The organism is Streptomyces sp. NPDC059247 (genome assembly GCF_042754005.1).
Classification (GTDB): domain Bacteria; phylum Actinomycetota; class Actinomycetes; order Streptomycetales; family Streptomycetaceae; genus Streptomyces.
This window is the reverse complement of record NZ_JBHYZW010000019.1, coordinates 99,541-111,874: the sequence shown is the minus strand read 5'-3', so window position 1 is coordinate 111,874 and position 12,334 is coordinate 99,541. Positions and strand designations below refer to the sequence as shown.

General features: G+C 71.6%; 11 protein-coding genes. 4 read left to right on the top strand and 7 right to left on the bottom strand.

Annotated features, from left to right (window positions below; all coding sequences use genetic code 11):
- Nucleotides 1-187 precede the first annotated feature (187 nt).
- The 3 genes from ACFXGN_RS26920 to clpS form a co-directional block, all read right to left on the bottom strand.
- Entirely contained in the window at nt 188-1,612 is a 1,425-nt protein-coding gene (locus ACFXGN_RS26920) for an amino acid permease (protein WP_384864114.1), read from the bottom strand.
- A 322-nt stretch (nt 1,613-1,934) separates the two neighbouring features.
- Complete coding sequence (locus ACFXGN_RS26915; RefSeq protein ID WP_384864112.1) at nt 1,935-2,519, bottom strand: DUF2017 domain-containing protein; 585 nt, start codon at nt 2,517-2,519, stop codon at nt 1,935-1,937.
- Nucleotides 2,519-2,824 (bottom strand): ATP-dependent Clp protease adapter ClpS, encoded by a 306-nt coding sequence (gene clpS, locus ACFXGN_RS26910; RefSeq protein ID WP_351782794.1) that lies wholly within the window; start codon nt 2,822-2,824, stop codon nt 2,519-2,521. The genes ACFXGN_RS26915 and clpS overlap by 1 nt, the downstream gene beginning before the upstream one ends.
- 112 nt (nt 2,825-2,936) lie before the next feature.
- Between clpS and ACFXGN_RS26905 the strand changes: the two genes are divergently transcribed.
- Together ACFXGN_RS26905 and ACFXGN_RS26900 are read left to right on the top strand one after the other, a co-directional pair.
- Nucleotides 2,937-4,313: a nicotinate phosphoribosyltransferase gene (locus ACFXGN_RS26905; RefSeq protein ID WP_384864109.1), complete on the top strand. Its 1,377-nt coding sequence runs from the start codon at nt 2,937-2,939 to the stop codon at nt 4,311-4,313.
- Nucleotides 4,314-4,587: 274 nt separating this feature from the next.
- A complete protein-coding gene (locus ACFXGN_RS26900) occupies nt 4,588-5,187 on the top strand; it encodes a nicotinamidase (RefSeq protein WP_384864106.1) in 600 nt (199 codons plus the stop codon).
- 114 nt (nt 5,188-5,301) lie between these two features.
- Here ACFXGN_RS26900 and ACFXGN_RS26895 read toward each other — a convergent pair whose 3' ends face one another.
- Together ACFXGN_RS26895 and ACFXGN_RS26890 are read right to left on the bottom strand one after the other, a co-directional pair.
- Complete coding sequence (locus ACFXGN_RS26895) at nt 5,302-5,613, bottom strand: hypothetical protein (protein ID WP_030324937.1); 312 nt, start codon at nt 5,611-5,613, stop codon at nt 5,302-5,304.
- Between the two features lie 134 nt (nt 5,614-5,747).
- The gene (locus ACFXGN_RS26890) at nt 5,748-8,186 is read right to left on the bottom strand and encodes an immune inhibitor A domain-containing protein (RefSeq protein ID WP_384864102.1); all 2,439 of its coding nucleotides are present in this window, start codon (nt 8,184-8,186) and stop codon (nt 5,748-5,750) included.
- A gap of 357 nt (nt 8,187-8,543) precedes the next feature.
- Here ACFXGN_RS26890 and ACFXGN_RS26885 point away from each other — a divergent pair, with 357 nt between their 5' ends.
- Nucleotides 8,544-8,822 carry a hypothetical protein gene (locus ACFXGN_RS26885; RefSeq protein ID WP_384864099.1) on the top strand — a complete coding sequence of 93 codons (279 nt, stop codon included), beginning with the start codon at nt 8,544-8,546 and terminating at the stop codon, nt 8,820-8,822.
- A gap of 16 nt (nt 8,823-8,838) precedes the next feature.
- Here ACFXGN_RS26885 and ACFXGN_RS26880 read toward each other — a convergent pair whose 3' ends face one another.
- Nucleotides 8,839-9,573 (bottom strand): RDD family protein, encoded by a 735-nt coding sequence (locus ACFXGN_RS26880; RefSeq protein WP_384864097.1) that lies wholly within the window; start codon nt 9,571-9,573, stop codon nt 8,839-8,841.
- A 101-nt stretch (nt 9,574-9,674) separates the two neighbouring features.
- On the bottom strand, nt 9,675-11,297 hold the full coding sequence (locus ACFXGN_RS26875; protein ID WP_384864094.1) for an RDD family protein: 1,623 nt from the start codon (nt 11,295-11,297) through the stop codon (nt 9,675-9,677).
- 488 nt (nt 11,298-11,785) lie between these two features.
- On the opposite strand from ACFXGN_RS26875, the gene ACFXGN_RS26870 reads away from it, so the two are divergent.
- On the top strand, nt 11,786-12,277 hold the full coding sequence (locus ACFXGN_RS26870) for an SsgA family sporulation/cell division regulator (protein WP_384864091.1): 492 nt from the start codon (nt 11,786-11,788) through the stop codon (nt 12,275-12,277).
- The last annotated feature ends 57 nt before the right edge of the window (nt 12,278-12,334 follow it).

The window sequence follows — 12,334 nt, the reverse complement described above, 5'->3', positions numbered from 1 at the left end:
TTCCTCCCGGGCCCTGCTCAAAAAAACCCCGGGCGCCCCCCCCGGGTTGGGGCGCCGTCCCTTTTCACCCTTTCCACACCGGCGCCCGGCGCGCCCGGGGGGGGGGCCCCCCGGGACTCGTCGCACGCGGGCGGCGCCCCGCTCCGGGCCCGAAGGCGGGACGGCCCGGATGCTGGGACGGTCGTGGTCAGGGCCGCTTGGTGAAGGCCGCGCCCTCCGGGTCGCGGGACTTCAGGACCAGGTAGGAGACGCCGAGCAGGAGGCCCCAGAGCGGGGCGCAGTAGAGGGAGACGCGGGCGCCTTCGTCGATGCCCATCATCACGATCACCATGCCGATGAAGGCGAGCGCGAACCAGCTGGTCCAGGGGGCTCCGGGGGCCTTGAAGGAGGACTCGGGGAGTTCGCCCCGGTTCGCCTTGGCGCGGTAGCGGATCTGGCAGACCAGGATCATGATCCAGGCCCACATGCCGGAGATGGTGGCGAAGGAGACGACGTACTCGAAGGCCCTGCCGGGGGCGATGTAGTTGATCCAGACCCCGACCAGCATGAGCGCGGCGGAGAAGGTGGTGCCGACGAGCGGGATGCCGCTCCTCGTGAGCTTCGTGAAGGCCTTCGGGCCCTGGCCGTTGAGCGCGAGGTCGCGCAGCATCCGGCCGGTGGAGTACATGCCCGAGTTGCAGGAGGAGAGCGCGGCGGTCAGCACGACGAAGTTGACAATCGCGGCGCCGACGCCGAGGCCCATCTTCTCGAAGGCGGCGACGAACGGGGAGACGCCCGGCTGGAACTCGGTCCACGGGACGACCGACAGGATCATGATCAGCGCGCCGACGTAGAAGACGGCGATGCGCCACGGCACGGTGTTGATGGCCTTGGGCAGGACGGTCTTCGGGTCCTTGGACTCGCCTGCGGTGACGCCGACGAGCTCGACGGCGAGGAAGGCGAACATCACGATCTGGAGGGTCATCAGCGTGGAGCCGATGCCGTTCGGGAAGAAGCCGCCCTGGTTCCACAGATGGGCGACGGTCGCGGTGTCACCGGCGTCGGAGAAGCCGAGGGTGAGGATGCCCGCGCAGATCAGGATCATCCCGATGATCGCGGTGACCTTCACCATCGAGAACCAGAATTCGATTTCTCCGAAGAGCTTCACGGAGATCAGGTTCGCGCCGTAGAGGACCACGGTGAAGACGAGTGCGGAGATCCACTGCGGAATGTCCCACCAGTACGTCATATAGGTGGCGGCTGCGGTGACCTCGGTGATTCCGGTGACGACCCAGAAGAGCCAGTACGTCCAGCCGGTGACGAAGCCCGCGAAGGGGCCGACGAATTCGCGGGCGTACTCCGAGAAGGAGCCGGACACCGGGCGGTACATGAGGAGTTCGCCGAGGGCCCGCATGATGAAGAAGATGACCAGGCCCGCGATCGCGTACGCGAGGATGAGACTGGGTCCCGCCTTGGCGATGGCCTTGCCCGCGCCGAGGAAGAGACCGGTGCCGATGGCGCCGCCGATCGCGATCATCTGGATCTGCCGGGCGCCGAGGCCACGCTGGTAGCCCTCGCCGCCGCCCACGGACCCGTCGCCGCCGTGTTCCTGGTCGACCTGCGCAGAGGTCATGGTGGTGCGCCTTTCTCCATGCCGATCCGCGCGTTCGCGTGTGCGTCCGCCGCGGACCAGTTCCTGATCCCCCCGGATATGGATGGAGTGCCACCGGCGGTCAGCCGGTCGGAGCGCCCTCGGGAACAGGGGTGGCGTCCCCGAGCGGTCGTGAAGATTTATCACGGGACAGGACACGAAGGACGGAGTCACGTGTGACCCGCGCCACGGAAAAGGACAGAGGAAAGGGATTCCGTACGGCAAAGCGGACGCTCTGATAACGCATTCGTTATCCGGATTTGAGCGTCCGCTGAGCGAACGGAAAGGGTCCTTGCGGCACCCGCTACGGCATCAGGGTCTCGACGAGGGACTCCTGGAGGGCGCCGAGCCAGAGGTACGCCATCACCATCGGCTTGCGGGGATCGGAGTCCGGCAGCCGGTACAGCCGCTCGCTCTCCCCGTCGTCCGCGACCTCCAGCCGGGCCCCTATGGTCAGCCTGAGGTCGTTGAGCGCGCCGAGCCATGCCCGGGACTCGTCCGGGGTCAGCCTCAGGACCGCCCCGCCCTCGTCCGCGGCGGTGGCGGAGAGCCCGTCGAGCGCGCGGATCACGACGAGGGCGTCCGCGCGCTTGCGGGCCCGCAGGTCGTTCTCGGTGAAGCGGCGGAAGTCGGACGCGGCGGACCGCAGCTCCTCGCTCTCGTCGCCGTACGCGTCGGGGAAGAGGCGCCGCAGCGCCGGGTCCGACGGCGGCTCGCTCGGGCCCTCGGCGAACAGCGCGGCCAGCGGGTCGGCGTCCGGCGCGGGCTCGTCGCCCGGCCCGATCAGCTCCATGAGCTGGACCGCCAGGGAACGCAGGATGGAGATCTCGACGTCGTCGAGCCCGATGGCGGCGCCGCCGTCGGGCAGCCGGTCGAAACGCCCGGCCATCAGCCGCGGTCCTGCGAGAGGGTGGCCCACAGACCGTAGCCGTGCATGGCCTGCACGTCGCGTTCCATCTCCTCGCGGGTGCCGCTGGAGACGACCGCGCGGCCCTTGTGGTGCACGTCGAGCATCAGCTTGTGCGCCTTGTCCTTGGAGTGTCCGAAATAGGCCTGGAAGACATACTCCACATAGCTCATCAGATTGACCGGGTCGTTGTGCACCAGGGTCACCCAGGGCACGTCGGGTTCGACGACCGCGGAGACCTCCTCGGCCGATTCCGTACGTTCGATCTCAACAGGCGCGACGCTCACTCACCCCATGCTGCCACTCCGGAGGGCCCGTCGCACAAACGGATGCACCCATTCCGTCTCTCGCGGGCATCGAAATCGTCAGAGTGACGATTTCCGGGTTAGCATCGCTGCCATGAACGCTGCGGACCTTGGGCTGCCGAACGAAGAAGTGCGCGGGACGCCTCCTCGGGAGGGCGGCGGGCGACGGGTGGGCGTGCCGTCGACCGCGCTCTTCACCGACCAGTACGAGCTGACCATGCTCCAGGCGGCCCTCAGGGCCGGGACCGCCGACCGGCGCTCGGTCTTCGAGGTCTTCACCCGGCGGCTGCCCGAGGGGCGGCGCTACGGCGTCCTCGCGGGCGTCGGGCGGGTCCTCGACGCCATCGAGGACTTCCGCTTCGACCCCGACCTGCTGGACTTCCTGCGCGAGCGCGGGACCGTCGACGGGCCGACCCTGGAGTGGCTGGCCCGCTACCGCTTCTCCGGCGACGTCGTGGGCTACCCCGAGGGCCAGGTGTACTTCCCCGGCTCCCCGCTGCTGCGCGTCGAGGGTTCCTTCGCGGAGTGCGTGCTCCTGGAGACGGTGATCCTCTCCGTCCTCAACCACGACTCGGCCATCGCCGCCGCCGCCTCCCGCATGTCGGCGGCGGCCGGTGGGCGCCGTCTGATCGAGATGGGCGCCCGGCGCACCCACGAACTGGCGGCCGTCGCCTCCGCCCGCGCCGCGTACGTCGGCGGCTTCGACTCGACCTCGGACCTCGCGGCGGGCTTCCGCTACGGCATCCCGACCGTCGGCACCTCCGCCCACGCCTTCACCCTGCTGCACGACACCGAGCGGGAGGCGTTCCGGGCCCAGGTCGAGACTCTGGGGCGCGGTACGACCCTGCTGGTGGACACGTACGACGTGACCGAGGCGGTGCGGACCGCCGTGGAGGTGGCGGGGCCGGAGCTGGGCGCCGTCCGGATCGACTCCGGCGACCTGCTGCTCGTCGCGCACCGGGTGCGGGCGCAGCTGGACGAGCTGGGCGCGCGCAACACCCGGATCGTGGTCACCTCGGACCTGGACGAGTACGCCATCGCCTCGCTGGCGGCGGCGCCGGTCGACGCGTACGGGGTGGGCACGCAGCTGGTCACCGGCAGCGGCCATCCGACCTGTTCCATGGTCTACAAGCTGGTCGCGCGGGCCGCCTCGGCCGATCCGGCGGCGCCGCTGGTCCCGGTCGCCAAGAAGTCGGCGGGCGGCAAGACGTCGGTCGGCGGGCGCAAGTGGGCGGCCCGGCGGCCGGACGCGGACGGGGTCGCGGAGGCGGAGGTCGTGGGCACCGGGCCGGTGCCCGGGGAGCTGGCGGACCACCAGTTGCTCGTCCCGCTGGTCGTGGGCGGCGAGGTGGTGGGCCGGGAGCCCCTGGAGGCCGCCAGGTCCCGGCACCTCGCGGTCCGTGCCGCGCTCCCGATGTCGGCGATCCAGCTGTCCCGGGGCGAGCCGGTGCTGCCGACGGAGTACGTGTGACCCGAGACCGAGTACGCGTGACCGAGTACGCGTGACCGAGTACGTGTGACGGACCCGGGTGACGGCGTGCGGACCCGGGCGACGGGACCCGGGTTGACGGCGTGCGGGCGCGGGTGGCGGCGTGCGGGTGACGCGCGCCCGCGGGGCCGCTCCCGCCGAGGTCGCCCGGGACGCCCCCTCCCGGCGGGAGGGGGAAGTCTCTAGGCTCGGACCCCTTCCCCTTTCCCGACGCGCCTTCCCGACGCGCCCTCCCCCCAGGACAAGGACACCCGCCATGCAGCGCGCTTTGATCGTCGTGGACGTGCAGAACGACTTCTGCGAGGGCGGCAGCCTCGCGGTGACCGGCGGCGCGGACGTCGCCGCCGCCATCACCGACCTGGTCGGCCAGACGGCGGGCTCCTCCTACCGGCAGGTGGTCGCCACCCGTGACCACCACGTCGACCCGGGGGCCCACTTCGCCCCGGCGGGCGAGCGGCCGGACTACGTGACCTCCTGGCCGGTGCACTGCGTGGCCGGTACGGAGGGGGTGGGCTTCCATCCGAACTTCGCTCCGGCGGTCGCCAGCGGGGCGATCGACGCGGTCTTCGACAAGGGCGCCTACTCGGCCGCGTACAGCGGGTTCGAGGGGCGGGACGAGAACGGGCGGACGCTCGCGGAGTGGCTGCGCGAGCGGAACGTCACCGAGGTCGACGTGGTGGGCATCGCCACCGACCACTGCGTCCGGGCGACGGCCCTGGACGCGGTCGGGGAGGGTTTCAGGACCCGGGTGCTGCTCGATCTGACGGCCGGGGTCGCGCGGCCGACGACCGAGCGGGCCCTGGAGGAGCTGCGGGCGGCGGGCGTGGAGCTGACCGGGAAGCCGGTGCTCGGCTGAGGCCGTACCGCGCCGGGACCGGGGGCGTGCCCCCGAGGGTCGGGATGCGCCCCTGAGGGCGGGCCGTGCCCCTGAGGGCCGGGGCGATGTCCCTGAGGCCGGGGCCGGGGCCGGTCAGGCCGCCGGTTCCCTGGGGAGGGACCGTACGGGGTGCCAGAGCTCCTGGGCGGCGCCCGGGGCGGACCTCCACAGCAGGCCGTCCGGGTGGTGCAGGACGGCCGTGATCTCGTCCGGGGTGGGCGGCTCGGTGTTGCCGCGCAGATAGACCGCCCGCAGCCCCAGGTTGCGCAGCCTGGTCAGGGCGCGGGCGCGGTTCGCGGCGTGGACGAGGAAGCGCACGGTGGCGCCGTCGCGGGCCGGACTCGGCAGTCCTATCGCCACCACCACGCTGCCTCCCGGCAGCTTGCAGAACCCTCCGTTGGGCATGTGGAACCACTCCCCCGTGGATCGACTGTCAACAAGGACGGTGGCAGGGCACCGTCAGACGCACCTAAACACGATCGGCCGCCGCCCGCTAGGGGGCGACGGCCGATCATGGCTTGACCTGGTGCTTTACCGAATTACTTGGTAGAGGGACCCACCCGGACCGTGATCGTCTCGCCGCTCTTCGGCTCCTTGACGACCTCGATCTTGGTGTTGGTGTCAGTTGTCTTGACACCGGCGCGCTTGGTCTCCTCGAACCAGTACGTGCCCTTGCGGTCGTCGAAGACGGGGTTGCCCGCCTGCGACTTCACCCAGGTGGCCACGTCGTTCTTGTGGAGGAGGATGCTGTCGGTCCGGTACGTGCCGAAGGTGGCGTCGTACGACTGGACGCGGTTGCGCATCAGGGTGCCGTCGGCCCACTTCAGCGGCGTCGGGTGGGCGTCGACCGGAAGGATCAGACCGGTACCCGGGTGGGTCGCGGTGTTGTTGTCCTTCTGGGAGAGGTCCCACTTCCAGATGAGCAGACCGTTCTGGTACGGGTAGTGCTCGACCCAGCTGGCCTTGTCACCGGTGAAGCCGAAGTTGTACGGGCCGGTCTTCAGCGTGGTGTCGTAGGAGACGTACTGGCGGTTCTCCGCGATGTAGTACTGCTCGTACTGCTTCGTGAAGCCGTTGCCGATCCGCGAGAAGCCCTTCGAGACCCAGCCGTTGTCGCCGTTCTCGACACCGTCGGAGAAGACGGGGGCGCCGTCGGCCTTCACGGTGATGGCGTCGGCGGTGAAGCCCTTGCCGCCCGCGCCGCCGTCCGTCTGGTAGCGGAAGCGGAGGTCGAACTTCTTGCCCGCGTAGGCGTCGAGGCCGTAGACCAGCGACTTGTGCGTGCCGGAGACGTCGGTCAGCGCCGGGGCGCCGCTGGCGTCGCGCGGGAGCGCCTTGCCGTCGGCGGTGCCGTCCAGGGCGGTCCAGTTGGCGCCGCCGTCGGTGGACACCTCGGCGTAGAGGTAGTCGTAGTCCAGCTCGATGTCGTACCAGCCCTTGAGCTCAAGGGAGGCGGACGTCTTGCCGGTGAGGTCGACCGGGCGGGTCAGGGTGTTCTTGAGGTTGTCGCCCATGCCGCTCCACCACTGCGTGGCGCCTTCGGCGGGCGCGACGACCTCGGTGGGAACCGTCTTCTTCGGCAGCTCGACGATGAGCGCCTGCGGGTTCTTGGTGTTGTACTCGGAGACGCCCAGCTTGTGCGTGGACTTCGTCTGCCGGCCGTCGTTCGACACCTTGGTGTAGTTCAGCCAGCCGAGCTGCAGCTTGTCCCAGGCGGTCATGTCGCCGGGCAGGTCGCCGATGGCGTCCTTGCCCTTGCCGAGCCAGGAACCGGACGACATGAGGGTCCAGAAGCCGGTCGAGTTCTCGGCGCCGGGGAGACCGGAGGTGTCGTACAGGTCCGGCAGACCGAGGTCGTGGCCGTACTCGTGCGCGAAGACGCCGAGGCCGCCGTTCTCCGGCTGCATCGTGTAGTCGCCGACCCAGATGCCGGAGTCACCGATCTGGGTGCCGCCGGCCTTGTTGTTGGCGGGGCCGGTCTTGCCCACGTTGGTGCCGTACGCGTACCAGCGGTGCGCCCACAGGGCGTCCCGGCCCTGGGCGCCGCCGCCCGCCGACTCGTCCTCGCCCGCGTGGACGATCTGGAAGTGGTCGATGTACCCGTCGGGCTCGTTGAAGTTGCCGTCGCCGTCGAAGTCGTACCGGTCCCACAGGTCGTACTGCGCCAGGTCGGCCTTGATCTGGGCGTCGGTGCGGCCCTTGGCCTTCTGGTCGGCGGTCCACGCGGTGACACCGTCGCGGACGGCGTCCCAGACGTTGGAGCAGTTGTTGTTGCCGCAGTAGTTCGAGCCGTAACGGGCCTCGTTGTACTCGACCTTGACCCAGTCGGAGACGGCGCCGTCGACCGAGTAACGGCCGGACGAGGTCTTCTCGTAGTAGGTCTTCAGCGACTGCTTGGGCTGTCCCTTGGCGTCCTTGCCGGTGCCGAAGTACAGGTCCTGGAAGTGCTTCTGGTTGTAGTCGGCCTTCCAGTCCGTGGAGTTGTCGTCCTCCCGGTCCGGCTGGGCTATCTGGTTGTGCAGCGGTCCCGGCGTGCCGCCGAACTTCGGCTTCAGGTCCGGGGTGTTGTCGTCCGCGCGGTCGACGAGGGTGGTGTTGTCCACCTTGTCGCCGAACTCGACCAGGATCGTGAAGATCTTGTCGGTCTTCTCACGGCCGAGCTCGACGTACTTCTTGCTGTCGAGCTTGACGACCTGAGAGCCGCCGCGGCGCTCCACCTTCGACTTGCCGTTCAGCACCTGCTCCAGAGCGGCCTTGCGCTGCTGGGCCTGCTGCTGGCTGAACGGGCCGTCGAGATCGTGGTCGACCGCGGTCTTGTCGATCCCGGCGCCGGGCGCCGGGTCGTGACGCACGTCGGCCACGGTCACACGACCGTTGTTGTCGGCCCAAGCGGTGCTGAAGGTCGAGGCGGTCGCGGCGGTAGCCGCGAGTGCCACAACCACTGCGGACGTTCTGATCGCCCGTCGTCTATTGGTCACTTGAAGTTGTCCTCCCCGGCGCCCGCGCCCTCGGACCGAAGGTGGGGTGTCCGTCCGGCGGGGTCGCGCGTCACAAGTGACGACATTCGACCGGAGGGAGACCAGAAAAGACAGATCTTGACTTGCTCATACCAACTGCATTATGCGGCAGATGGATTCCGATTATCGGACAGATGACGGGCTCATGACGGTCAAGATCACAGAGAGCGTGACCCCGTGCGCCCCCCGTGCATCCGCGCCCCGGGTGCGGGCCCGCACGTGCCGGTTCCGCTCGGACACCCGCCGTCGGTACAGTCGAACCGGCGTCCGGACACCGGCGCCCAGGCCGAAGCGACCTCCTGAGGGGGCGGTCCCGACATGCAGCGTCCGAACGCCGCACAGCTCGCCTGCGGCACGGCCACCGTCGTCCTCACGACCGTCGCCCTGCTGCTGCTCTCCGGCACGACGAGCACGCCCGGCATCGCGGCGGCCAGCCTCGCCGGACTGCTGCTCGGACTGTTCGTGGCGGTGACGATGCCCGCGCGGGCGGGCTCCGTCAAGACCCCCGGCACCGTTCTCCCGGCCCCGGCGGAGGCACCGGTCCGTGCGCCGGCCGCCCGCGTCGGTGCGGCGGCCGAGACCCGGACCGGTCCCTGACGCTCCGGACCGGTCCCTACTGCGGCACGGCGACGACCACGGTCTTCGCCGCCTTGTCGTGCAGACCCTGCTTGTAGGGCTTGTCGACCAGGATCAGGATCAGCAGGAGCAGCGGCCACAGACAGGCGCAGCAGATCAGCGCGGGCAGCCACAGGACCACGGCCCGCAGCAGCGACTGGTTCATCGGGGGCGTCGAGCCGTCGTTGAGCATCGCGACCCGGAGCTTCATCAGCTTCTTGCCCACGGTCTGGCCGGTCCTCGCCGTCATCACCGTGTCGTACGCGACGAACGCGACGATCGTGAGCAGTTGGAAGCCCAGGCTCTCACCGCTGCCGAAGCTGTTCTCGGTGGCCCGTCGGTAGATGTCGAACGGGATGCCGATGATCGCCAGCGGGACGGCGATGATCAGCCAGTCGATCACCCGGGCGATGATGCGGCGGCCCGACTCCGCGAGCGGCGGCATCCCGGAGAGCGGATCGCTCCCGCCGTAGCCTCCGCCCCCGTACGGGGAGGACGGCGGCGGGGGCATCCCACCGCCGTAGGGGGAGCCGCCGGAGGACCCGTAGGGAGAACCGTCCGACGGCCCGTACGGGGAACCGCCGGACCCGTACGGGTCGCCCGGCGGGGGTCCCTCCGGGGGCGGGCCGGACGGCGGCGGCTGACCGCCCGAGGGCGGCGGGGGCTCCTGCGGCCTCTTGAGGAACGGGTCCTCCTCGGGCGGCGGGCCGGACGGCGGCTGGTCGGTGCTCATGGGGGCAGTGCATCCCGGGCCCGCCGCCCCCGCAAGGAATCACCGCCCGTTCGGGGGGACCCTCGCCCGGTCGGCCCCCTCCCGGTCCGTCCGACGCCCCGTCAGCGCGCCACGAACGTACCGGCGGCCTTGTCGTGCCAGCACTGCCGCCACGGACGGTCGAAGAGACACCAGGCCACGTTGAGGACACCGACGACGAGCAGGTTCAGGACCCCGTGGACGAGCCAGCGGCGCAGCGACGCGCCGAACCCCGGCGGCTCGTGGCCCTCGATGTCCCGCACCGAGATCCCGCACAGCTTCTTGCCGAGGGTGCGGCCCCAGCGGGCCGTGGGCACCACCTCGTAGAGGACGCCGAGGACGAGCAGCGCGGCCAGCGCGATGCCGAACTGCACCGAGGTCGTCGAGTCCACCAGCCAGACCTGGACGGTGACGCCGGACTGCTTCGCCTCCTCGATCTTGCCGTCGATGTGGTCGAGCGCGGCGGTCACGAACGGGAACGCGGCGGCGCCGGAGAGCCCGCCCAGGACGACCGTGTCGATCACCCGGGCGAACAGCCGCCGCCCGAGCGGGGCGGGCCGGGCCGAGGCCTGCGCGCGGGCCGCCCGGGTGAACACGTCCTCGACGGGCGGCTTCCAGGGCGCGACCGGCTGCTGCTCCTGCGGCGGGGCCTGCTCCCAGGCCGGAGCCCCGGGAGCCACCCGCGTCTGCTGCGGCACGGCCGGAGGACCGGGACGCGCGGACGCGGGCGCCGGGTTCGGCGGTACGGGGGCCGGGGCCGGGTTCGGCGGTACGGGGGCCGGGGCGGCCGTCTGCCGGGGCGGGGACGCCGAGGGCCCCGGCGCTGGGGCCGGGCTCCGCCGCACGGGCGAGGGCTGTGCGGGGGCGGGCGTCGGGGCCGGGGTGACGGGCATCCCGCCGAGCCGGGCGGCACCCCCGGGGGTCCTCGGGTCCGGCACGGGCGCGGGGGCCGCGGGCTCGCCGCCGCCCGTGACCGGCCACTCCGCCGGGGTCCTGGGGTCGGCCGCGGCGGGCCCCGGCGCGCCCCAGGAGACCCGCTGGTCCCGGTCGCCGCCGAAGCCGGTCTGCCGGGAGGAGTCCGCCTGCCAGGCCGGGGCGGGCTCGGCATAGGGCCCGGGGTCCTCGTCGAAGAAGACGGGGCCGGTCTCCTCCACCGCGGGCACGGGGGCGGGGGCCGGGGCGGGCCGCTGCCGGGCGGGGGCGGGGATCTGGGCCGGGGGCCCGAACGGCCCGGCAGCGGAGGGCTGGACGGCCCCCGGGGGCTGGACGGCCGGGCCCTGGGCGTGCGCGGGTGGCTGGGGCGGGAGCGGGGTGCCGCGCTCGGCGGGGACGGGGTTCCGGGCCGGTTCGGGGGCCGGAGTCCAGTCCCTCACCGGTGCCGCCGGTGCCGCCGGTGCCGTCGGTGCCGTCGGTGCCGTCGGTGCCGTCGGTGCCGTCGGTGCCGTCGCGGCGGGCGCGGCGGGCGCGGCGGGCTCCGGCCGTCCGGCCGCGACCGGGGTGGCGGCCGGGCCCGACGCCAGGACCGGACCGGCCGGGGCCGCACCGGCGGGCGGGTAGGGCGGGGCCTCGCCGTCCCCGGGCGCGGGGCGGCTCGTGCCGGGCACCCAGGCGCCCCCGTTCCAGTACCGGATGTACCCGGGAATGGACGGGTCCGGGTAGTACCCCGCCTGCGGTACCTCTCCGCCGCCTCCAGGAGGAGTAGCCACTGCCCCGACTCCGTTCAGTCACAACGCCTTTGGTCCGCGCGGTCGCGTGCCGGGCGTGCCGCGCCCAAGGAGGACAGTAACGAAGAACGCCCCCCGGGGAACAAGGAGCTCGGGAGAAAGGCCGCCTTCGGGGGGACGGACCCCGGAATCGGTCACTCAGTGTGATGTTCGGGGCGGCACATGGGGCGGCCGGGGACGTGCCCGGGACCGTATCGGGGTCGTATCGGGGACGGGTGGGGGCGAGTGGGGGACGGATCAGGGATCAGGCCGGGGGACGGATCAGGGATCGGCTCGGGGTTGGGTCAGGCCTGGATCTGGCCCGGATAGGGATCGGATCGGGGTCGGATCGGGGTCGGATCGGGGGCCCGGCGGAGGGCTGGGAAAACTTCTCGGAAAAAACTTCCCGAAGTCGCGTAATGAAGCGCGTCCACCCCGCTCTCTCCTGGTGAAGGCCCGTCCGGGGCCGGTCCACGCGAAGGAGCACGACCATGCAGAACACCCACCACACCACCGTCGAGCGCGAGCTGGAGCTGAAGCTGGTGCTCTCCCCCGAGCGGGCCGTCCCGGTGCCCGCCCGGCTGGCCTACCGCACGGACGACCCGTACGCCGTCCACATCACCTTCCACATCGGCACGGAACACCCGGTCAACTGGACCTTCGCCCGCGAACTGCTCGTCGAGGGCGTCTTCCGGGCCTGCGGGCACGGCGACGTCCGCATCTGGCCGACCAAGGTCGACGGGCGGGGCGTCGTCCTGATGGCGCTCTCCTCCCCCGACGGCGACGCCCTCCTGGAAGCTCCGTCCGCGCAGGTGTCCGCCTGGCTGGAGCGGACCCTGCGCGCGGTGCCGCCGGGCACCGAGTCGGAGCGCCTCGGCATCGACGAGGGGCTCGCCGAGCTGCTCTCCGCCACCGTGATCGCCGACGAGCTGTGGCTGCGCGACCCGTGGCCGTCGGACGAGTCGCAGGACGGCGAGCTGTGAGCCCCGTACGGGACGCGGGGCGGCGAGCCGTCCTCCCCGTACGGGACGCGGGGGCGG